Source organism: Streptomyces sp. NPDC028314 (assembly GCF_055565795.1).
In genome coordinates, this window is the sequence record NZ_JBVHTP010000003.1 from 322,153 (window position 1) to 342,706 (window position 20,554).

Consider the following 20,554-nt stretch of genomic DNA (forward strand, 5'->3'; position numbering starts at 1 on the left):
GGCCGGTCCCCACGGACCGGCCTCTCTTCGGGGCATTGTCGTAACCGTTTCTGTTACATCAAGCACATCGAACCTGGAGGTCCCTCCGTCGTGTACGGACCACTCACCGTCCTCGCCGCCGCGATGTTCGCCATCGGCACCGACAGCTTCGTCATCGCCGGCATCCTGCCCGACGCTGCACACTCCCTCGGCGTCCCCGTCGGCACCGCCGGCTGGCTGCTCAGCGCCTACGCCTTCACGTACGCCGTCCTCGGCCCCGTCATGGCAGCCCTCACCACCCGGTGGTCCCGCCGCACACTGTTCGTCGCCGGGCTCGCGGTCTTCACCGCGGGCAACCTCGTGACGGCCTTCGTTCCCGTCTTCGGCGTGGCTCTGGCCGGACGGGCGCTCGCCGGACTCGGCGGCGCCATGGTCACCCCCGCCGCCGTCGCCGCGGCCGCCGCGCTCGCGCCGCCGGAGCGTCGCGGCCGGGCCATCGCCACCGTTATGACCGGCCTCAGCGCCGCGACCGCGCTGGGCGCGCCCATCGGTACCGCCATCGGCAGCCTCACCGGCGACTGGCGCGCCACCATGCTGTTCGTCTCCGCGCTCGGCCTGCTCGCCGCGGCGGGCACGGCCCTCCTCCTGCCTGCGGTACCCATGCCCCCGGCGGTCCCGCTGCGCACCCGCGTCGCCCCTCTCGCCGACCGCCGCATCGGCCTGACCCTGCTGACCACGCTCCTCGTCTACACCGGCCTGTACACCGTCTACTCCTTCATCGGCGACAGCCTCGACCGCGCCACCGGCGGCAACGGCACCACCCTTGCCGCCCTGTTGTTCGTCTGGGGGCTGGCCGCCACCGCCGGAACACTCGGCTCGGGCGCTCTGACCGACCGCTTCGGCAGCCGTCCCGTCATCAATGCCGCGATCACGGCGGCGGCGATCGACTTCGCGCTGCTGCCGTGGACGAGCGCACACCTGCCCTCCGCCATCGCGGCACTCCTGGTGTGGGGCGTGTGCGGATGGGCGGTGCTGGCGCCCCAGACCCACCGCCTGATCAGCGCCATGCCGACGGCGGCACCGCTGCTCACCGGCCTCGCCTCGGCCACGGTCTACGTCGGTGTCGCGATCGCACCCCTGGTCGGGCAAGCCGGCATGGCCTGGTTCGGCGCGCACCGGTTGGGTCCCGTCGGCGCGGTGTTCATCGTGCTCGGCCTCGGGGCGGCGGAAGCGGCGCACACGGTCATCCGCCGACGCGCGCCGCGGAGCACGCCCGCGGCGCAGGGTCATCCCGCGCCGGCGAAGTAGCGTACCGCCCTCAACAACCCACGGATCAAAGGACTGTACGAGAGTGATCACCACAGAACGCCTCCGGCTGCGCCCGCTCACCGACGCCGACACCGACTGGTGGGTACGGCTCCACGCCGACGAGGAGGTGAACCGGTTCGTCGGCGGCTACACCCGGGAACAGGCCGCCACGCGCCTGCGCGACATCCAGCGGCAGTGGAGCGAACGCGGTCACGGGCTGTGCGCCGTCGAGCTGCGCAGCACCGGCGAGACGATCGGACGCTCCGGCCTGAACTGGTGGGAGCAGTTCGACGAGACCGAGATCGGCTGGACCTTCGCCCGCGAGCACTGGGGGCGGGGCTACGCCACGGAGGCGGCCGAAGCCGTCCTCGCGTGGGGCTTCGGCTCCCTGGGGCTCAAGCGGATCACGGCCATGATCCATCCTGGCAACACCGCGTCTTCGGCCGTCGCCGGGCGCCTCGGGTTCACCCCCCTGCGCGAGGACACCATCCTCGGACGGCCCTGCACCGTCTACGCGCTGGACCGGACCGATGCCCGCTCCCACGCGGCCGAGTAGAGCGCGAGGACGGTGTCCGGCAGGCCCGTCACCCCACGCGTGCTCGCCGGCGGCGGACGGCCCCCGTCCGGGTCGTGGACGGGGGCGGCGGTCGGCGGTCGGCAGTCGGCGCGGTCGGCAGTCGGCGCGGTCAGCCGCGCGGGCGGCGGCGGAGCTCCGGGGCGGAGAGTGCGGGCGGCACGTACCCCGCGTCCCGGGCGGACAGATTGGTGCCCGGCGGCACGATCTTGTCGATCCGGTCGAGCACGTCCGTGCTCAGCCGTACCCGGTCGGCGCCCAGCTGGCTCTCCAACTGCTCGAAGGTGCGCGGTCCGATGATGGCCGAGGTGACGGCCGGGTGCTCCAGGACGAAGGCCAGGGCGAGCTGGACCAGGGTCAGCCCCGCTTCTTCCGCGAGCTGGGCCAGCGCCTCGGCGGCGTCGAGCTTGGCCGCGTTCTCGGGGTCGGCGATGTCGAAGCGTGCGGCCTGCCGGTCGATCCGGCTGGACGAGGGCTGTTCGGCACCCTTGCGGTAGCGGCCCGACAGCCAGCCGCCGGCCAGCGGGCTCCAGCTGAGCACGCCGAGCCCGTACCGCTGGGCGACGGGCAGGACCTCGCGTTCGATGCCGCGCGCGAGCAGCGAGTACGGGGGCTGCTCGGCCACGACGCGTTCGCGGCCGCGGCGCTCGGCGAGCCACTGGCCCTCGACGATCGCGGACGGTTCGAAGGTGGACGTACCGATGTAGCGGATCTTGCCCTGGTGGACGAGGTCGCTGAGCGCGCCCAGCGTCTCGTCGAAGTCGGTCTCCGGCTCGGGTCGGTGCACCTGGTACAGGTCGATCCAGTCGGTGCCGAGCCGGCGCAGGCTGTTCTCCACCTCACGGATGATCCAGCGGCGGCTGTTCCCCTGCTCGTTGGGGTCGCCGCCGAGGCTGCCGTGGAACTTGGTGGCCAGCACCACCCGGTCCCGGCGGCCTCCGGCGAGTGCCTTGCCGACGATGGTCTCCGACTCCCCCGCCGAGTACACGTCGGCCGTGTCGACGAAGTTGATGCCCGAGTCGAGCGCCCGGTGGATGATGCGGACGCTGTCCTCGTGGTCGGTGTTGCCGCGGGCGCCGAACATCATGGTGCCCAGACAGAGCGGGCTCACCTTGACGCCGGTGCGTCCGAGCAGGCGGTGGTCGGTCATCGTGCACTCCCGTTGACGAGTTGATCGGTAAGGGTGGTGTCGGCCGGAACCGGACGGGCTCCGGCGCCGCCCGGTCGGTAGGCGTCCCACAGGCGCCGGTACGGCCCCTGTGCGGCGAGCAGTTGGGCGTGGGTGCCCGTCTCGACGACGGTCCCGGCGTCGAGGACCACCACGCGGTCGGCCCGGGCGGCCGTGGTGAGGCGGTGCGCCACCACGACGGTGGTGCGGCGCCGGGTCAGGGCCTCGACGGCGGCGGTGACCCGTCGTTCGGTGGCGAGGTCGAGAGATGCGGTCGCCTCGTCGAGCAACAGGATGTCGGGGTCGACGAGTTCGGCCCTGGCCAGGGCGAGCAGCTGGCGCTGGCCCGAGGAGAGGCCCCGGCCGCGTTCCCCGATCCGGGTGAGGTAGCCGTGCGCGAGCGTGGCCACCATCTCATGGGCTCCGACGGCGCGGGCCGCCGCTTCGACCTCCGCGTCGGTCGCGTCCGGGCGTCCGTAGGCGATGGCGTCACGGACGCTGCCGCCGAACAGGTAGGGCTCCTGCGGGACGATGCCCAGTCGGCGCCGGTAGCCGGTCAGGTCGAGTTCGCGCAGGTCGTGGCCGTCGACGCGGACGGCTCCGGAGGCCGGGTCGTAGAAGCGGGCGAGGAGTTTGACCACCGTGGACTTGCCCGCGCCGGTGGTGCCGACGAGGGCGACGGTCTCGCCGGGGGCGATGCGCAGCCGGATGCCGTGCAGTACGTCCCGGTCCGGCCCGCCCGCGTAGTGGAAGGAGACGTCGTCGAACTCGATCTCCCCGCGCAGGGCCTCGACGGGCCGCGGCACGGACGCCGGCGGCGTGCCGACCGGCGTGCGCATCAGGGTGCGCAGGCGGTTCATGCCGACGACCGCCTGCTGGTACCCGTCGAAGACCGGGGAGAGCTGCTGGATCGGCGCGAAGAACAGCTCGACGCAGAGCAGGAAGGCGATGAGGGTGCCCGCGGTGAGCCCGCCGGAGGCCACCTGTCCGGCACCGACGGCGAGGACGGCGGCCGTGGACAGGGTGCCGAGGAACTCGACGAAGGGGAAGAAGGTGCCCATGTACCGCTGCGCCCGGAGCCTGGACGCGCTGAACGCCCGGGCGAGGGCCGCGAAGTCCTCGGCGTTGCGCTGTTCCCGGCGGAACGCCTGGGTGACCCGCAGGGCCCCGACGTTCTCCTGGAGGCAGGCGTTGACCGTGCTGATCTGCTCGCGGGCCGCCAGATAGGCGGGGACCGAGTAGTGCCGGAAGAGGGCGGTCGCCGCGATCAGCGGCGGGAGGGCGGCCAGCAGGACCAGCGCGAGCTGCGCGTCGATGGCCAGGAGGGACACCAGGACTCCGAGCACCGTCAGGAGGCTGACGACGGCCGTGATGAGGCCGGTCTGGAGGAAGTTCGACACGGCGTCCACGTCGGTGGTCATCCGGGTCATGATCCGGCCCGCGAGTTCCCGTTCGTAGTAGTCGAGGCCGAGTCGCTGCAGCTGGGCGTACGTCTTGACCCTCAGGGTGTAGAGGAGCCGCTCGCCGGTGCGCCCGGTGGTGCGGACCTGGGCCACGCCGAGGAGCCAGTTGGCGGCGACGACCGCGGCCGCCGCGGCGGCGGCCGCGAGCAGGACGCCCCTCGCCTGGCCGGTGACCCCGCTGTCGACGCCGTGCCGGACGAGTACGGGTACGGCGATCTGGGCCAGCGCGTCCAGGGCCACCAGCAGGAGCCCGCCGAGCAGCGGGATCCGGAAGGGCCGCAGCAGGGAGCCGAGGCGGAAGGCGGGGTCGCCCGCCACGGCCCGGTCGAGCGGGACGCCGGGCTCGGCGGCGGGCAGCGGGATCCTTGCGAGGGCGGCGAGCAGCTCGGGGGCGGGCTGGGCGGAGCCGAGCACCCCGCTGCCGGGTCCGCCCCGGCCGGGGCCGGAGGTGACGGCGGCTTGGGCGAGGGCGTTGGCGGCGCGGACGGCGGTGGCCTCGTGGCGGGTGGCACCTTCCCCGTCGGGGCGTCGCCACAGCTCCTCGGTGACACCGCCGACCGGGACCGCGAGGGGGCGCACGGTCCCGTCGGCCACGTCGGGACCGTCGCAGACGTCGGCGTCGTCGGGGCCGTCGCTGACGTCGGGGCCGTCGGGGCCGTCGCTGACGTCGGGGCCGTCGGGGCGGCCGGAGGTGGACAGCAGGGACCGGAAGAGGGCGGAGCGGGCGCGCAGTTCGCCCGGCGTGCCGATGTCGGCGATCCGGCCGCCGTCCATCAGCGCGACGCGGTCCGCGAGCTCCAGGGTCGACTCGCGGTGGGCCACGATGAGCGTGGTGCGGCGGCGGCCGGCCTCCCCCAGGCCGGCGTGGATCTCCGCTTCGACACGGGCGTCCAGGGCGGAGGTGGCGTCGTCCAGGACGAGCACGGCGGGGTCGATGAGCAGGGCGCGGGCGAGGGCCACCCGCTGGCGTTGCCCGCCGGAGAGCGTGAGTCCCTGTTCGCCGACGATCGTGTCGTATCCGTCGGGGAGCCGGTCGATGAACTCGTCCGCCCGGGCGAGCCGGGCCGCCTCGCGGACGCGGGCGTCGGTGGCGTCCGGGATCCCGTAGGCGATGTTGGCGCGGATCGAGTCCGACAGCAGGAGGCTCTCTTCGAAGACGAAGCCGATCCGGGACCGCAGGGAGGCCAGGGTGAGGCTGCGTACGTCGTGGCCGCCGACGGACACGGTGCCCGCCCGGGTGTCGTAGAACCGCGGCAGGAGCGCGGCCACGGTCGACTTTCCGCAGCCGGCCGGGCCGACGAGGGCGAGCGTCTCCCCCGGCCGCACGTCCAGGGTGAAGCCGGACAGCAACGGCTCGGCCCCGTCGTAGCCGAAGGTCACCTCCCGCCAGGCCAGGGCCGGGGCGGCGGGGCCGAGGTGGTGTGCGCCCGGCTCGTCGGCGATCACGGGTGCTTCGTCGATGACCTCCAGGACGCGTTCGGCGCCCGCCCGGGCCTGCTGCCAGACGGTGAGGAGGGTGGCGACCTGGCGCACCGGCGTGACGAGGGCGCCCAGGTAGGCGGTGAAGGCGAGGAAGGTTCCCAGCGACAGGCGGCCGTCGATCGCGAGCCAGCCGCCGAGCGCGAGGACCACCACCTGCCCGAGGGCCGGTACGGCTTGCAGCGCGGGGTTGTAGCGGCTGGTGAAGGCGACCACGCGCAGCCGGGACGCGAAGAGCGCGCGGACGCGTTCTTCGAGTCCGCGCAGTTCGCGGGGCTCCTGGCCGAAGCCCTTGACCACGCGCACCCCGGTGACGGTGGCCTCGACGGCGGACGCCACCTCGGCCGCCTCCTGCTGGGCGTGCCAGTTGGCGGGGAAGAGCGTGCGGCGGCTGCGCAGGGCGATCACCCACAGGGCAGGTCCGACGACCAGTGCGACGACCGTGAGCAGCGGCGAGAGCCACGCCATGAAGACGAGGGAGACGCAGAACATCAGCGCGTTGCCCGTCAGGTTGGGCAGGAACTGGAGCAGGGTCTGGATGAGGGTGATGTCCGAGATGGACCGGCTCACGACCTCCCCGGTGCGCAGGCTGTCCTGCTGGGGTCCGCCGAACCGCAGCAGGGCGGCGAAGGCGTCGTTGCGCAGGTCGTACTGGACTCCGAGGGAGAGCCGTCCCGAGCGGTGGCGGCGGACGAAGGACGCCCCGAAGCGGACCGCCCCGAGGGAGACCAGGAGCACGATCCAGGGGGCGAGGGCGGCGCCGTCCGCGGCGGCGACGTCGTCGACCACCTGGCGCAGCACGAGGGGCAGGGTGGCGGCGGCGACGGCCGCGACCGCGGCGGCCCCGAAGGCCAGCACCAGGTCGGTGCGGTGGCGCAGGCAGTAGCCGGCGAGCCGCCGGGCCCAGCTGTCGGCCGGTGGTCCGCCGACGGGGCCGGCCGCCGCGTCGTGCGCGGTGGCCGGCTGCGTCGTGGCGGAGGGACAGCCCGTCATCGGGCCTCCACCAGGCCGATGCCGGGGTGGCCGGCGCGCGGGGCGGGGCCGTCGAAGAGGCGGTTGGCGGGGCGCGGGAGGCCGTAGTGCTCGCGCAGGGTCGTCCCCGTGTACTCGGTGCGGAACAGGCCGCGTTCCTGGAGGATCGGGACCACCTGGTCCACGAAGCGCTCCAGCCCCGAGGGCAGCACGGCGGGCATGATGTTGAAGCCGTCGGCGGCTCCGCTGTCGTACCAGTGCTCGATGGTATCGGCGACCTGCTGCGCGGTGCCCGCGAAGGTGCGGTGCCCGCGGCCTCCGCCGAGCCGTCCGATCAGCTGCCGTACGGTCAGCCGTTCGCGCCGGGCCAGCTCCACGACGAGGGTGTAGCGGCTCTTGGCGCCTTCGATCTCGTCCTCGGTGGGGATGTCGTCGGGCAGTTCGGCGTCGAGGTCCAGGGCTTCCGGGGCGATGCCGAGCCGCTGGGCCAGCTGCCGTTTGGCGTACTCGGGGACGATGAGCCGGTCCAGTTCGGCGTCGAGTTCGCGGGCCTCGGCCTCGGTGTCACCGATGACGGGGACGATGCCGGGCAGGATCTTGATGCCGTCCGGGTCCCGGCCGAGGGCCAGGGCGCGCCGCTTGACGTCCTTGTAGAAGGCGATTCCCTCGTCGAGGGTCTGCTGCGCGGTGAACACCGCCTCGGCATAGCGGGCCGCGAAGTCCTTGCCGTCATCGCTGGAGCCCGCCTGCACGAGGAGGGGGTGGCCCTGGGGGGAGCGTTCCACGTTGAGCGGGCCGTCGACGCGGAAGAACTCGCCGTGGTGGCCGATGGGGCGGACCCGGTCGGCGCGGGTGTGGACGCCTGCTTCCTTGTCCGCGACGACGGCGTCGTCGGCCCAGCTGTCCCAGAGTTTCGTCGCGACGTCGACGAACTCGGCGGCGCGGCGGTAGCGGTCGTGGTGCAGCGGCGTGTCATCGAGGCCGAAGTTGCGGGCGGCGTCGGCGCCGGCCGTGGTGACGATGTTCCATCCCGCCCGGCCGTTGGAGACGTGGTCGAGGGAAGCGAACCTGCGGGCCAGGTTGAATGGTTCGTTGTAGCTGGTGGAGGCGGTGGCGATGAGTCCGATCCGGCTGGTGACCGCCGCGAGCGCGGTGAGCAGGACGGTGGGTTCCAGCTTGCTGGAGGGCCGCCGGCCGGGGTCGCCGTGCAGGACGGGGCTGTCGGCGAGGAACACCGAGTCCAGCAGGCCGCGTTCGGCGATGCGGGCGAGGTTCTGGTAGTGCGCGATGCCGGTGCCGCCGTCGGCGGGGCTCTCGGGGAGTCGCCAGGAGGCCTCGTGGTGGCCCACGGACATCAGGAAGGCATTGAGGTGGAGGGGCTTGCGCTCAGGCGTTCGTGACATCGGGGTCGTCCTTCTGGTGGGGGTCCTGGTGGTGGTCGGTGGGTGCGGGGGACTCCGCCACGCCGAGGGCGGCGAGGAGGGTGTCCCGGTACTCCTGGAAGCGCGGGTCGCGCCGGCTCCGGGGGGTGGGCAGGTCGACGGCGAGGTCGACCGAGATGCGTCCCTCGTCGAGGACGAGCACCCGGTCGGCCAGCTCCACCGCCTCGTCCACGTCGTGGGTCACGAGGAGGACCGCTGGGCGGTGCCGTTCGTAGAGTTCGCGCAGCAGGCCGTGCATCCGGATGCGGGTCAGGGCGTCGAGCGCGCCGAACGGCTCGTCCGCCAGCAGTAGTTCCGGGTCGCTCACCAGGGCGCGGGCCAGGGCCGCGCGCTGCTGTTCGCCGCCGGACAGCTCGTGGGACCAGGCACGCTCCCGGCCCCCCAGCCCGACCTCGGCGAGGGCGCGTACTCCGCGTTCGCGGACGCCCGGTCCGCGCAGCCCGAGGGTGACGTTGTCCAGGACACGGAGCCAGGGCAGCAGCCGGGAGTCCTGGAAGGAGAGGGAGACCCGCTCGGGGACGGTCAGTTCGCCCGATCCATCGACGTCGTGGTCGAGGCCGGCCACGGCGCGCAGCAGGGTGGACTTCCCGGAGCCGCTGCGGCCCAGGAGCGCGGTGAACTCGCCCGCACCGAGGGCCAGATCGAGTTCCTTGAGGATGATCCGGTCGCCGAAGCGGCGTACCAGCCCGCTGGTGCGCACCGCGGCCGGGGCAGGGGCCCGCCTTCGGGCCTCGGCGGTCAGCCCGCCAGAGTACGTCGCCACGACAGGGCCCTCCGTTCGATCGCGCGTACCAGTGCGTCGGAGGAGAAGCCGAAGATGCCGTAGGCCACCAGGCCGACGACGATCACGTCGGACTGCGCGTACTGCTGGGCCTGGAACATCATGTAGCCGATGCCGCTGGTGGCGTTGATCTGCTCGACGACGATCAGGCCCAGCCAGGCCGAGGTCACGCCGAGCCGCAGTCCGACGAAGAATCCGGGCAGGGAGCCGGGGAGGACCACCTTGCGCAGGAAGCGCCACCGGCTCAGCCCGAGCACCTCGGCGAGTTCGACGTGGCGGTTGTCGATGCCGGTGAGGGACGCGTAGGTGTTGATGTACATGTTCACCGCGACGCCCAGGGCGATGACCGTGACCTTCATCTGCTCGCCGATGCCGAGCCAGAGGATCAGCAGGGGCAGCATGGCCAGCGAGGGGATGGCACGCTTGATCTGGAGCGGCCCGTCGACGAGGTACTCCCCCGCGCGGCTGAGTCCGGCGAGGACGGCGGCCGCGACTCCGGCCAGGACGCCGAACAGGAGTCCCAGGCCGGCTCGTTGGAGCGAGATGAGCACGTTGCCCTGCAGGCGGCCGTCCGCGACGAGATCGCCCGCGGTGGCGATCACGGTGCCGGGACCGGAGAGGATGCGCGGGTCGAGGACGCCTGCGGCGGACGCCGCCCACCAGACGGCGATGAGCAGCGCGGGACCGAGGAGCCGGCCGAAGGGGATCCCGCGTCCGGGCCCCAGCCGCCGGGCCTTGCGGGCCGCGGGGCTGGGCCGTCCGGGGGCCGTGCCGGAAGGCTCCACGGCAGTGCTGCCGGTCCGGTCCGCGACGGCCTCGGGCGCCGGTGCCTGAACGCGCAGATCCGTCAGCGCCTCGCTCATGCGCCCTCCCGGTATCCGGCCGGCACGGCGGCGGCCGCGAGGCCCTCGAACCGCCGGTCGAACAGGGCCTTGACGTCGAGCTTCGGCACGAATCCGCCCTCGGCCATCAGGTCCGCGGTCTCCTGCTCCCATGCGACGGCGTTGTCCCAGTTCGCCGGGAACCGCGGCTTCGCGAGGGAGTCGACGATGCGCCGGCCGTCGGCCGCACCGACGCCCTGGTCCTTGACGTAGTACGCGTCGATCCACTGGTCGGAGTTCTCCCAGGCCCAGACCACGCCCTGCGCCCAGAGCGTGACGTAGCTGCGTACGGCGGCCGCCTTCGCCGGGTCGTTCAGGACCTCCACGGGCGCCCACAGGACGGTGAGCAGGTCGACCACGTCGGTCGGTACGCCACGGGCGCCGTCCTTGCCGTACTGGGTCAGGTACTTGGTCAGGGTCGGTTCGCCGAGGGGCGCGACGTCGACCTGCTTCGACTGGAGGGCGGTGAGGAACTGCGTGCTCGGCAGCGCCACCAGCTGGACATCGGAGTTGGCGAGTCCGGCCTTCTTCAGGGCTCGCAGGACGACGACGCCCTGGGCCTGTCCCTGGGAGAAGGCGATCTTCTTGCCCTTGAAGTCCTCGGCGGTCCTGATGGACGAGGCGGGCGCCGTGGCGAACGTGTAGGTGGGGTGGTGGCGTTCCTGCACGGCGACGATCCGGGCCTTCACACCGATGGCTTCGGCCTGGATCGGCGGAATTCCGGCATTGCTCGCGATGTCGATCGAGCGGGCCCGGAATCCCTGGATGATGTCGGGTCCCGCGTTGAGGTTGATCCAGGAGGACACCTTGAAGGGGAGGTTCTTGTCGAGTCCGGACGTGGCCAGTTGGATCTGCGAGGTCCGCACCGCCACCGCCAGTGACGTTCCGGCGGGCGGCGGCCCGGTGGGCAGTTCGCCGACGGGTCCGGAATGGGCGGCATTCGTGTTCGGGGGAGCGCATCCGGCGGCGGCAAGAAGAGCGCCGCCGGTGAGCGTGAGGAATCCTCTGCGCCCCAATCGGGGAGAGGAAGAGCGGGAGGGCATGGACATTCCTGTTCTCATGACGGGGATTCGCCGGTCGCCGGGGTCGCCGAGGTTCACAGGGAGTGGTAGGCGCCGTTGTGGAAGAGCAGGGGGCGGCCGTCCTCGGCCTGCCAGGCCTCGGCGACGCGTGCCACGACGATGTGCGCGTCCCCCGCGGGGACGAGCTGTTCGACGGCGAGCCGCAGCCAGCCCGTGACCCCGTCGAGCACCGGCTCGCCCTGCGGCAGCCGGTGCCATCGGGTCGGCGCGGCGAACCGGTCGACGCCGCTCGTCGCGAAGCGCCTGGCCAGGTCCTCCTGGGCGGAGTCGAGGAAGTTGACCACCACCGACGCGGCGCGCTCCAGGTGCGGCCATGAGGAAGAACTCTTCGCGATGCCGAAGGAGACGAGGGGCGGATCGAGGGACACCGAGGTCAGCGAGGTGGCGGTGAAGCCGACCGGGCCTGCTCCGGAGTCGGCCGTGACGACCACGACCCCGCCCGGGTAGGCGCGGAAGATCTGCTTGAAGCGGGCCGGCTCGACCAGGCTCCCGGCCGGGTGCGAGGACAAGGAAATGGTCAAGGTTCCCCCAGGGTGAGTGGTGCCGTGCGCTGCCGGTACCCGGCCGCCGGAAACGGCGGCACGGGAAAGACAGAACGGAAGAGGCGGCACGGAAAAGGCGGCAGGAAGCGGATCACGGCTGAATGGGCGTGGCAGAGCACGGCACGGTGAAGTACCGGTCGCGCTCAGAAATGCCACGTGAAGGTGCACGCGAAAAGAAAGGGGCGGCGCGTCATGACCGCGCCGGGAGTGCCTTCGGCTCGCTCGTCAACAACAACAGGAGCGGCCGGCACCGGAGAGAGCCGGCCGGACCGAGCGGCAGTGTCGCGCGATCCGGTGCGCGTACCGTCGATTCCTCTGCGGGCTGCTCATGGATCCATTTTCCCTTTCGGGATCCGGCCCGGTCAACAATGCAACTTTCTGAATTAAGTCGATTTCCCGAGGCCGGGTCAGGACACGGCGGGCAACGCGGGCCAGGGCCCCAGCGGGTCGTCGTGCAGCGCACCCAGCGCGACGGCCGCGCCCGCGGTGGCCAGCACGGACCCGGTGAAACTGCTCGGTACGACCGACCGTGCGGCGTCTTCGCACACCAGGGACCGCGCCCGCACCTCCGCCCGCAACTCGTCCATGTACACGGGGAGTCGGCCCGTGGCCGGTTCGACCACGACCAGCACCTCGGGATCGAACATGTCCAGCAGGACCGCGGCGGCCCTGCCGGTGAGCCTGGCCCGCTGCCGGAACAACTCGCCGGCCACGGGATCGCCGTCGACGGCCAGGGCCAGCAGGGCGGCGAACGTCGTTACGGACAGGCCCCGTTCGGCGGCACGGCGCACCATCGCCGGTTCCGAGACCTCGGACTGGAGGCAGCCGGCCGTGCCGCAGGTGCAGAACGCGCCGGCGGAGGCCGCGCCCACCGGCAGGTGGGCCACGTTGCCAGCGCCGAAGCGCGGCCCCTGGTGCACGGCGCCCGCGGTGACGAACGCCGCGTCGACGACGTTGCCGACGAACAGCACGACGGCACTGGTGCGGGTGGCCGCCTCGCCGAAGAGCTGCTCGGCGCGTGCGAGGGCCCGCGAATGACTGTCGAGGTGCACGGAGACACCGGTCGCCCTGGCGAGCTCGTCCCGCACGGGGACCCCCCGCCAGCCCAACTGGGGGTGGTGCACCACGGCTCCGGCCTCGGGATCGACCCAGTGTCCGGTGGCGACGCCCAGCGCGAGGACGGTCCGGCCCGCCCCGTGCGCGGCCAGCAGCCGCGGCAGTCCGGCGGCCACCCGGGCGAGCACCCGGCCGGGTTCGGTGCCCTCGTGGGGGCGGCGCTCCTCCGCGACGATCCGCCCGGTCAGGTCCATCAGGGACAACGTCGTATGGGGGACCGCGATGTGCGCCCCGGCGACGAGGAAGCGGCTGGTGTCGATCTCCACCGGGATGTACGGGCGGCCCAGCCCGCGGGGGCCGGCGGTCTCGGGGCCTTCCCGGACCAGCCCCCTGTCCAGCAGCGCCCCGCAATGTCCGCTGACCGAGGCGGGCGAGAGTCCGGTGAGCCGGGCGATGGTGCTGCGGGCGACGGGGCCGTGGTCGAGTACGGCGCCCAGCACGGCACCGGTACCGGACGCCCTGCGCAGCGGGTTCGAGGCGGGCGCGGAGATGTCCGAACGCCGCAGTGGGGCACGGCGGTTGGCTGAGGTCTTCGGTCTGTCCACGGAGGTGGCCTTCCAGGTCCTGTGCGGTGGCGCGGAACACCCGGGCTCCGGAAGCGGCACGCGACGGGCGGCCGGTCCGGGCAGGGGCGTGCACGGGAAGCTCCACGGAGGGAGCGCTGTTCACCAGAACGCGGGGACGCTGCGGGAGTTCAGGCTCCGGACCCACTGCCGGGCAGGACGAAGACGAGGGATCCGCGCGGTCGCCGTACGGTCAGGACCACTGACACGCGGCGGAGCAGACACGCTTCAGGTCGACGTGACCTCGAGTCGTGAGAAGCGCGGATCGGTACATGGCGCGCAACATAGCCGGGGCGACGCAAGCCGGTCAAACGGCCGCCCGCACCGTGGAACGCCTCCCGGTCCGCCCGCTCGCGCCGACGCGGGCGGGAATCCACGGCGAACGCCCGATTACGGGCGTGCTGTGAACGTCCCGGCGGCCGGTCGTGTAAGAAGTTCTTCGTGAACGAACAGATTCAGCCCTCGACCGTACGCGTCTTCATAGCGCTCGCCCCGCCCGACGACGCGAAGGAAGAGCTGGAGCGGGAGCTGCGGCCCGCCTACGAGGCGTACCCGCGCCTGCGGTGGAACCGCGTCGAGGACTGGCACATCACCCTGGCCTTCCTCGGTGAGCTCCCGGTCGCGAGCGTGCCACCCCTGCGGCAGCCCCTCGCGGATCTCGCCGCGGCGCGCCGGCCCGTGGAGCTGGCCCTGCGCGGCGGCGGGCACTTCGACCAGCGCGTGCTGTGGACCGGCATCGAGGGGGACCTCGACGGGCTGCACCAGATCACCGCCGAGGTCCGCGGCGTGGTCAAGGAGTGCGGGATCGCCTTCGAGGACCGGCCGCTGCGCCCCCATCTGACCCTGGCGCGGTCCCGCCGCGACGATTCCTCCAGCGTGGTGGAACTCGCCGCCGGACTCTCCGCGTTCGCCGGCCGCCGGTGGCCGGCCGGACGTCTGCACCTGGTCGGCAGCAACGTCGGCCGGGGCCCGGGACCGATCCACTACCGCGACATCGAAGCGTGGGACTTCACCGGCGGGCAGTGACCCCCGTCGTGGACCGGTCGTCGGCTCGATCGGCGCGGCGTCCGGCAGGCCGGCCGGGGATCTGCGCGTCCCGGGTGTCTCGCCCGGGCCTCTCTCCCGGCTCCTCCCCGGGCCTCTCCCCCCGGGCCTCTCCCCCGGGCACGGTCGTCGTGGACGCGCCGTTTAGTGTGTCGGCATGATCTCGCGCAGCTACCTCTCCGAACTGTTCTCGCTGGACGGCCGGGTCGCCGTGGTGACGGGCGGCAGCTCCGGCATCGGGCGGGGCATCACCGAGGCCCTCGCCCGGGCGGGAGCCGGCGTGGTCATCGTGGCGCGGTCGAAGGCGGGGCTGGACGCCACGGTCGGCGAGCTGGCGGCGGACGGCTGCCGGGTGGCCTCGGTGAGCGCCGATCTGAGCACCCGCGACGGGGTGCGCGCGGCGGCGGAGCAGGCGGCCGAGGTGTTCGGCGAGCCCGACATCCTCGTCAACAGCGCCGGGATCAACCTGCGGCCACCGATGGGCGAGCTGGGCGAGGAGGTGTGGGACACCACGATGGCGTTGAACCTGGAGGCGCCCTACCTGCTGGGCGAACGGTTCGGGCCCGGCATGGCCGAACGGGGATTCGGCCGGATCATCCACATCAGCTCCCAGCAGGCGCACCGGGCGTTCGTCAACAGCGGCGCCTACGGGGTTTCCAAGGGGGCGCTGGAGTCGCTTGCCCGCTCTCAGGCCGAGGCCTGGTCGCCACACGGCGTCACCTGCAACACGCTCGTGCCCGGCTTCGTCATGACCCCGCTCAATGCGAGGCTGTCGTCCGACCCGGAGAAGGTGGCGGCGCTGGCCGCGCGCACGATGGTCGGGCGCAACGGCCTGGCCGAGGACTTCGCCGGAGCGGCCGTGTTCCTGGCGAGCCGCGCGTCCGGCTACGTCACCGGCCAGTCGATCTTCGTCGACGGCGGCTTCTCCGTTCACTGAACCCGTCGGGCGGCGCGAGCGGTCTCCGGCGGGACGGCCCTCAGTCGCGCGTGCGCAGCAGCTGTTCCAGGGCCGCGCGGGTCCGGGCGATGCGTTCCTTCCAGTCCGCGCCGGTCAGGGAGGCCAGGTCCGATCCGGCCACCGGTTCCTCGCCGCTCACGCAGTACCCGTAGATCGCGGAGGCGGTGTCCTCGGTGAGCAGGTGGTCGTAGTGGAACGACCCTTCGAACCCGGCCCACGCCACGGTCGGGCCGTCCGCGCACAGGCGTCGCAGGGTCTCGCGCGTGTACGTGAGCAGGTCGAGCGAGGTGTCGTGGAAGGTGAGGTCGTACGACATCAGCCCGAACGGTTCGATCTCCTCCGGCTGCTCCTCCAGCCTGAACGGGAACACCTCGTCGGGCACGAGTCCGGCGAGGCGGAAGGCCTCGGGCGGCAGCGGTTCGTTGCCTGCGCCGATGACGAACAGGGTCACCATCGCGGGACCCGTGAAGCAGAGTCCTTCCAGCAGGTCGTTCACTCGGTTCGCTTCCTGTCGTTCGCGGCGGTGTGCCTACGGGCCTTCGTCGTAGGTGCCCGCCTCCACTTCGAGGGCCAGCTCCTGGAGCACTTCGATCGAGGAGACGTCCGCCCGGCCGCCGTCGTGCACCATGGCGAGGCTGGTGAAGGCCAGGCTGAATCCGGCGACCATCGTGTGCAGGGCGGGGCCCAGCGCCTCCGCGACGAGTCGCGCCACCTGTTGCGGGGAGGCGTCGGCCGGGACGCTGATCGAGGGGAGCATCTCGTTCAGCAGGTGGGTGACGATTCCCGCTTCCGTAGCGGGGACGTCATCGTCCTCCCCGGCCTCGGCTGCCCGGCGGATCTCCTGGGCCTCGGTGAGGATGCCGATGACTCGCTTGAGAACCTCTGCGCGTTCCATCCTGGGAGCCTAGCCCCCACCTGCTCGAACGGGGGGTCACACTCCCGATGTCCGGTACCCGCCGGTGGCCCCGCGCGGGTCGATCGGTGTGAGCACCCCGAGGCGGTCCTCGACGGCCTGGGCCGCGTCCAGGCACAGGTCCTCCCTGAAGGCGCGCCCGATGATCTGCACTCCGCTGGGAAGCCCGTCGGCGAGCCCGGTCGGTACGGCGACGCCGGGCACGCCCACGAAGCTGCCGGCGGTGCACAGGCGCATCCCCGAAGCGACCCGGTCCCGCCCCGCCCTGTCGCGTGACTCCAGGCCCGGCTCGACCGGCGGCCCGGTGAACGAGGGGCCCAGCAACAGCGGGTACTCGTCGAGGAATTGCGCCCAGGAGCGGCGGATGTTCAGCCACGTCCCCATGAGCTTGACGAGCTCCTCCGCGCTCGCGGGCGGGGTCTGCTCCATGGCCATTCCGATGTAGCGGTCGCCACCCTTGCCGAGCAGGGTGCGTACGACAGGCCAGGTCGGAGCGAACTCGGTGACGGTGATCCGGCCGTACGCCTCCAGCGCCTCGTCCAGCCTGGGAACGTCCGCCACCTCGCGCACGTCGTACCCGGCGTCCCGCAGCGCGCCGGCCGCGGCCTCGACGGCCGCACGGACCGCGGGGTGGACGCCGTGGCCGCCGGGGTCCGCCACGACCGCGACCTTCACCGGCCCGGGGAGCGGCTCGCCGTAGGCGGGTACCGGTACGGCCCGCGGGTCGCGCGGATCGGTGCCCGCCAGCACCTCGTACGCCAGCCTCAGATCGCCCACCCGGCGGGCCAGCGGGCCGTCGGTGACCAGCATCTGCGACGCCGGTCCCGGGTCTTCGGAGCCGAGGAAGCGGTGGTCGGCCGGAAAGCGCCCGGCGGTCGGCTTCAGCCCCGCCACCCCGCAGAACTGTGCCGGGACGCGGATCGAGCCGCCGGAGTCGTTGCCGAGTCCGAAGGCCGCCATGCCCGTGGCGACGGCCACCGCGTCGCCGCCGCTGCTGCCGCCCGGAGTCACACCGCTGTCCCACGGGTTGACCGTGTCGCCGAAGAGCTCGCTGCGCGTGTGCATCCCCGCCAGGATCAGCGTGGGTACGTTGCTGTGCCCGATCGGGATCGCCCCGGCGGCGCGCAGCCGCGCCACCGGGGGCGCGTCGGCCGGCGCGACCAGATCGCGGAAGCGCTCCACGCCGAAGGTGGTCGGGACGCCTTCGACCGCAGTGGTCTCCTTCACCGTGAACGGCACGCCCGCGAGCGGTCCCAGCGGTTCGCCGGCGGCCCGTCGGCGGTCGGTCCGCGCGGCTGCTTCCCGCGCCCGCTCCGCCAGGAGCTGGGTGACCGCGTTCACCTGCGGGTCGACGTCGGCGATGCGCCGGAGGTGGCTCTCGACCAGCTCGACGGCCGACACCTCCCCGCTCCGCACGGCTGCGGCCTGCGCCTCGGCCGGCTTCTGCCACAAGGCGTCCCCCATGTGCTGCACGCTCCTCGTCCTCTCGTTCGCCGTTCCGATGCGCTTGCATCGGAACGAACCATACCCCGGGATCCGATGCGAGCGCATCGAATAGAATGGGGCCGCACGACAGACCCCGGTGGAACACCGCGGCGGAACGGGAAGGCGAGCGGGCATGCCCAAGCAGGTGGACCACGAGAGCAGACGCCGTCTCATCGCCGACGCCGTCTGCCTCCTCGCCGACGAACGCGGCCTGGAAGGCGTCACGCTGCGCGATGTCGCCGCCCGCGCGCAGGTGTCGATGGGCGCGGTCCAGCGGTGCTTCCGCACCAAGGAGGAGATGCTCGTGTTCGCCCTCGGGTACGTCGGCGAGCGCATCGGGGAGCGCGTACGCAGCCGCCTCCACCGGAGCCCGGCCCAGTCGGCCGCATCAGCCCTGGGGCACGCGGCCGCCGAGGTCGCCCTGCTCCGCAAGGAGCACCGGGCCGAGGCCAGGGTCTGGCTCGCCTTCGTCGCGCAGGCGGCCGTCAGCAAGCCCCTCGCCGAGCTGCTGAAGGCGAACTACGCCGCCTTGCAGCAGGCGTTCGCGGGCCTGGTCGCGGAAGCCTGTCAGGGCGCCGGCCGTGCCGGCCGCCCCGAGCCCGTCGATCCGCAGCAGGAGGCCCGCGCCCTGCTCGCCCTCGCGGACGGCCTCACCACGCACGTGCTGATCGGCCACCTCACCCCGCGCGAGGCCCAGGATGTCCTGCACGCGCATCTCGAAGGCCTCTGGGACGGGTTCGCCGTACGGGGATGACGGCCCGGGGTCGCTACGTGCCCAGCAGCAGCGCCAGCCGCTCCGCGACCTTCTCGCCCGCGCGCTGTTTGATCAGGCCTTCCTTGGCCGCCGCCCGGAGGCGCACGCTGGTGCCCTCCTCCCCGTGACCGGTCAGACCGACCGTGACCACCACCGGATTCAGGCCGCCGAATCCGCCGCCGACCATCACGCGGAGCGTCGTACCGCCCGTACCGCCCTTGACCGGCCACGGACCGGCCCCGCGGCTCAGCTCGGCCAGAGCGCCGCGCACCCGTTCGACGGCGGGGCCGATGGGCAGCGGCAGGAGCAGGTCGATCTCCCGGACGTTCTTCCGCATGCGTCGGGCCGCGAACCTGGCGCCCCCACGCCCCGACCCCGCGAGCGCGCCCAGCGCGTCTTCCAAGAGCCGGTCCTCGCCCTGTTCCTCCATGCTGCGCTCCCCTCGCTCGAAACCGTCGAACCCGAATCGTCGCACCCGCCCGAAGCAGCGTGCCGGCGCGGGGATTCTTAGCGGAACGTTAGATCTGCGTGCCGGACCTTGTCCGGCTCCGGCGGCGGACGCATGCTCTGGGCGGCACTCCCCCACGACCGGGGGCGTTTCGCCGTCTCCCACCAGGGACTTCCGACTGGAGCCGCCATGTCCTCGTCCGCCGTCCTGCCCGCGTCGCCACCCGGGGACGAGCGCAAGAAGCGCCGCCTCGCCCTGATCGGGGGGTCGCTCGGCAATCTCGTCGAGTGGTACGACTGGTTCGTCTACGCCAGCTTCGCGATCTACTTCGCCGACTCCTTCTTCCCCGGCTCCAATCCGACCACGCAGCTGATGAACACCGCGGGGATCTTCGCGGTCGGCTTCCTGATGCGCCCCGTGGGCGGCTGGATCCTCGGCCGCGCCGCCGACCGGCACGGGCGCAAGAGCGCGCTCACGCTCACCGTCACCATGATGTCGGTGGCCGCGCTGCTGATCGCCGTGGCCCCGACCTACGGCCAGGCCGGCTACTTCGGCGCTCTGGTGCTGCTGCTCGCGCGCCTGCTCCAGGGCATGAGCATCGGCGGGGAGTACGCGGCCAGCGCCACCTACCTCACCGAGGCGTCGGCCCGCGATCGGCGCGGCCTGGGCTCGTCCTTCCAGTACGTGTCGATGACCTGCGGCCAGCTGCTCGGCCTCGGCATCCTGATCACGCTCCAGCACACGCTGACCACGGCCCAGCTGGAGGACTGGGGCTGGCGCATTCCGTTCCTCGTCGGGGCGCTGTTCGCGGTGGTCGTCTTCTGGCTGCGCCGACGGCTCCAGGAGACCGACGCGTTCAAGGAGGAGTCGTCGGGCGAGGACGCCCACGACGACAGCACGCGCGGCACGCTGAAGGCCCTGTGGCAGCACCGGCGGCAGGCCGGCCTGGTCATGGCGCTCACCCTCGGCGGAACCGTGGCCTACTACACGTACACCACCTACCTCACCAAGTACCTGGTCGGCAGCGCGGGCATGCCGAAGACGACCGCCACGCTGGTCAGTTTCACCGCCCTGACCCTCTTCGCCGTGCTGCAGCCCTTCGCCGGCATGCTCTCCGACCGGATCGGCCGCCGCCCGCTGCTGATCACCTTCGCGGTCGGCTGCACCGTCGGCACCTACCCGATCATGACCGCCCTCGGGTCGGTGTCCTCGTACTGGTCCGCGCTGGGACTGTCACTGCTCGCCCTGGTGATCGTCACCGGCTACACCTCCATCAACGCGGCGGTCAAGGCCGAGCTGTTCCCGACCCGCGTGCGCGCCCTGGGCGTGGCGCTGCCCTACGCCGTGGCGAACGCGCTCTTCGGCGGCACGGCGGAGTACGTGGCGCTGTGGTTCAAGGACAGCGGCCACGAGACGATGTTCTTCTGGTACGTGTCCGGCTGCGCCCTGATCTCCCTCGTGACGTACGTCCTGATGCCGGACACCCGCAACGCCGCGCTCAGCCGTTCCGAGGCGGACGCCGACCAGCAGGGCCCTCGGGCGGCCGGTCAGGACCTCCCGGCGGCCACCACCGCGGACGCCGGGCGCTGATCCGCGCCCGTG

General features: G+C 72.6%; 18 protein-coding genes. 6 read left to right on the forward strand and 12 right to left on the reverse strand.

Translation table 11 applies throughout. From position 1 onward, the window contains the following. Nucleotides 1–90: 90 nt before the first annotated feature. Both ACZ4TG_RS09295 and ACZ4TG_RS09300 read left to right on the forward strand, forming a co-directional pair. Nucleotides 91–1,287 carry an MFS transporter gene (locus ACZ4TG_RS09295; RefSeq protein ID WP_468160998.1) on the forward strand — a complete coding sequence of 399 codons (1,197 nt, stop codon included), beginning with the start codon at nucleotides 91–93 and terminating at the stop codon, nucleotides 1,285–1,287. Between the two features lie 43 nt (nucleotides 1,288–1,330). Next, nucleotides 1,331–1,843, forward strand: a complete 513-nt coding sequence (locus ACZ4TG_RS09300; RefSeq protein WP_468160999.1) for a GNAT family N-acetyltransferase — start codon at nucleotides 1,331–1,333, stop codon at nucleotides 1,841–1,843. A gap of 130 nt (nucleotides 1,844–1,973) precedes the next feature. Here ACZ4TG_RS09300 and ACZ4TG_RS09305 read toward each other — a convergent pair whose 3' ends face one another. The 8 genes from ACZ4TG_RS09305 to ACZ4TG_RS09340 form a co-directional block, all read right to left on the reverse strand. Then, nucleotides 1,974–3,011: an aldo/keto reductase gene (locus tag ACZ4TG_RS09305; protein WP_468161000.1), complete on the reverse strand. Its 1,038-nt coding sequence runs from the start codon at nucleotides 3,009–3,011 to the stop codon at nucleotides 1,974–1,976. Beyond that, nucleotides 3,008–6,964: an ABC transporter ATP-binding protein gene (locus tag ACZ4TG_RS09310; protein WP_468161001.1), complete on the reverse strand. Its 3,957-nt coding sequence runs from the start codon at nucleotides 6,962–6,964 to the stop codon at nucleotides 3,008–3,010. The genes ACZ4TG_RS09305 and ACZ4TG_RS09310 overlap by 4 nt, the downstream gene beginning before the upstream one ends. Then, nucleotides 6,961–8,346, reverse strand: a complete 1,386-nt coding sequence (locus ACZ4TG_RS09315) for an LLM class flavin-dependent oxidoreductase (RefSeq protein WP_468161002.1) — start codon at nucleotides 8,344–8,346, stop codon at nucleotides 6,961–6,963. Before ACZ4TG_RS09315 ends, ACZ4TG_RS09310 begins: the two co-directional genes overlap by 4 nt. Next, the gene (locus ACZ4TG_RS09320; RefSeq protein ID WP_468161003.1) at nucleotides 8,330–9,148 is read right to left on the reverse strand and encodes an ABC transporter ATP-binding protein; all 819 of its coding nucleotides are present in this window, start codon (nucleotides 9,146–9,148) and stop codon (nucleotides 8,330–8,332) included. The genes ACZ4TG_RS09315 and ACZ4TG_RS09320 overlap by 17 nt, the downstream gene beginning before the upstream one ends. Continuing rightward, entirely contained in the window at nucleotides 9,124–10,029 is a 906-nt protein-coding gene (locus ACZ4TG_RS09325) for an ABC transporter permease (RefSeq protein ID WP_468161004.1), read from the reverse strand. The genes ACZ4TG_RS09320 and ACZ4TG_RS09325 overlap by 25 nt, the downstream gene beginning before the upstream one ends. Next, complete coding sequence (locus tag ACZ4TG_RS09330) at nucleotides 10,026–11,090, reverse strand: ABC transporter substrate-binding protein (protein ID WP_468161005.1); 1,065 nt, start codon at nucleotides 11,088–11,090, stop codon at nucleotides 10,026–10,028. The genes ACZ4TG_RS09325 and ACZ4TG_RS09330 overlap by 4 nt, the downstream gene beginning before the upstream one ends. A gap of 53 nt (nucleotides 11,091–11,143) precedes the next feature. Then, nucleotides 11,144–11,650, reverse strand: a complete 507-nt coding sequence (locus ACZ4TG_RS09335) for a flavin reductase family protein (protein ID WP_468161006.1) — start codon at nucleotides 11,648–11,650, stop codon at nucleotides 11,144–11,146. A 428-nt stretch (nucleotides 11,651–12,078) separates the two neighbouring features. Then, nucleotides 12,079–13,332 (reverse strand): ROK family protein, encoded by a 1,254-nt coding sequence (locus tag ACZ4TG_RS09340; protein WP_468161007.1) that lies wholly within the window; start codon nucleotides 13,330–13,332, stop codon nucleotides 12,079–12,081. A gap of 459 nt (nucleotides 13,333–13,791) precedes the next feature. Here ACZ4TG_RS09340 and thpR point away from each other — a divergent pair, with 459 nt between their 5' ends. Further along, nucleotides 13,792–14,376: an RNA 2',3'-cyclic phosphodiesterase gene (thpR, locus tag ACZ4TG_RS09345; protein ID WP_468161008.1), complete on the forward strand. Its 585-nt coding sequence runs from the start codon at nucleotides 13,792–13,794 to the stop codon at nucleotides 14,374–14,376. A 175-nt stretch (nucleotides 14,377–14,551) separates the two neighbouring features. Further along, on the forward strand, nucleotides 14,552–15,331 hold the full coding sequence (locus tag ACZ4TG_RS09350) for an SDR family NAD(P)-dependent oxidoreductase (protein WP_468161009.1): 780 nt from the start codon (nucleotides 14,552–14,554) through the stop codon (nucleotides 15,329–15,331). A 40-nt stretch (nucleotides 15,332–15,371) separates the two neighbouring features. On the opposite strand, the gene ACZ4TG_RS09355 is transcribed toward ACZ4TG_RS09350, so the two are convergent. Genes ACZ4TG_RS09355 through ACZ4TG_RS09365 form a run of 3 tightly spaced genes read right to left on the reverse strand, consistent with a single transcriptional unit; the run spans nucleotide 15,372 to nucleotide 17,729 of the window. Continuing rightward, a complete protein-coding gene (locus ACZ4TG_RS09355; RefSeq protein ID WP_468161010.1) occupies nucleotides 15,372–15,848 on the reverse strand; it encodes a hypothetical protein in 477 nt (158 codons plus the stop codon). 33 nt (nucleotides 15,849–15,881) lie between these two features. Beyond that, on the reverse strand, nucleotides 15,882–16,247 hold the full coding sequence (locus ACZ4TG_RS09360; RefSeq protein WP_468161011.1) for a hypothetical protein: 366 nt from the start codon (nucleotides 16,245–16,247) through the stop codon (nucleotides 15,882–15,884). Nucleotides 16,248–16,283: 36 nt separating this feature from the next. After that, nucleotides 16,284–17,729, reverse strand: coding sequence for an amidase (locus tag ACZ4TG_RS09365; RefSeq protein WP_468161012.1), 1,446 nt, complete (start codon nucleotides 17,727–17,729; stop codon nucleotides 16,284–16,286). Between the two features lie 154 nt (nucleotides 17,730–17,883). Here ACZ4TG_RS09365 and ACZ4TG_RS09370 point away from each other — a divergent pair, with 154 nt between their 5' ends. Beyond that, the gene (locus ACZ4TG_RS09370) at nucleotides 17,884–18,504 is read left to right on the forward strand and encodes a TetR/AcrR family transcriptional regulator (RefSeq protein ID WP_468161013.1); all 621 of its coding nucleotides are present in this window, start codon (nucleotides 17,884–17,886) and stop codon (nucleotides 18,502–18,504) included. Between the two features lie 13 nt (nucleotides 18,505–18,517). On the opposite strand, the gene ACZ4TG_RS09375 is transcribed toward ACZ4TG_RS09370, so the two are convergent. After that, the gene (locus tag ACZ4TG_RS09375; RefSeq protein WP_468161014.1) at nucleotides 18,518–18,934 is read right to left on the reverse strand and encodes a hypothetical protein; all 417 of its coding nucleotides are present in this window, start codon (nucleotides 18,932–18,934) and stop codon (nucleotides 18,518–18,520) included. 207 nt (nucleotides 18,935–19,141) lie between these two features. Between ACZ4TG_RS09375 and ACZ4TG_RS09380 the strand changes: the two genes are divergently transcribed. Beyond that, nucleotides 19,142–20,542 (forward strand): MFS transporter, encoded by a 1,401-nt coding sequence (locus ACZ4TG_RS09380; RefSeq protein ID WP_468161015.1) that lies wholly within the window; start codon nucleotides 19,142–19,144, stop codon nucleotides 20,540–20,542. Nucleotides 20,543–20,554 lie beyond the last annotated feature (12 nt).

Bases quoted from the DNA above. Each gene is read 5' to 3' on its own strand.
- ACZ4TG_RS09370 (WP_468161013.1), top strand. From the start codon at position 17,884: ATGCCCAAGCAGGTGGACCACGAGAGCAGACGCCGTCTCATCGCCGAC.
- ACZ4TG_RS09325 (WP_468161004.1), bottom strand. From the start codon at position 10,029: ATGAGCGAGGCGCTGACGGATCTGCGCGTTCAGGCACCGGCGCCCGAG.
- ACZ4TG_RS09365 (WP_468161012.1), bottom strand. From the start codon at position 17,729: ATGGGGGACGCCTTGTGGCAGAAGCCGGCCGAGGCGCAGGCCGCAGCC.
- ACZ4TG_RS09380 (WP_468161015.1), top strand. From the start codon at position 19,142: ATGTCCTCGTCCGCCGTCCTGCCCGCGTCGCCACCCGGGGACGAGCGC.
- ACZ4TG_RS09330 (WP_468161005.1), bottom strand. From the start codon at position 11,090: ATGCCCTCCCGCTCTTCCTCTCCCCGATTGGGGCGCAGAGGATTCCTC.
- ACZ4TG_RS09360 (WP_468161011.1), bottom strand. From the start codon at position 16,247: ATGGAACGCGCAGAGGTTCTCAAGCGAGTCATCGGCATCCTCACCGAG.
- ACZ4TG_RS09310 (WP_468161001.1), bottom strand. From the start codon at position 6,964: ATGACGGGCTGTCCCTCCGCCACGACGCAGCCGGCCACCGCGCACGAC.
- ACZ4TG_RS09315 (WP_468161002.1), bottom strand. From the start codon at position 8,346: ATGTCACGAACGCCTGAGCGCAAGCCCCTCCACCTCAATGCCTTCCTG.
- ACZ4TG_RS09350 (WP_468161009.1), top strand. From the start codon at position 14,552: ATGATCTCGCGCAGCTACCTCTCCGAACTGTTCTCGCTGGACGGCCGG.
- ACZ4TG_RS09305 (WP_468161000.1), bottom strand. From the start codon at position 3,011: ATGACCGACCACCGCCTGCTCGGACGCACCGGCGTCAAGGTGAGCCCG.
- ACZ4TG_RS09375 (WP_468161014.1), bottom strand. From the start codon at position 18,934: ATGGAGGAACAGGGCGAGGACCGGCTCTTGGAAGACGCGCTGGGCGCG.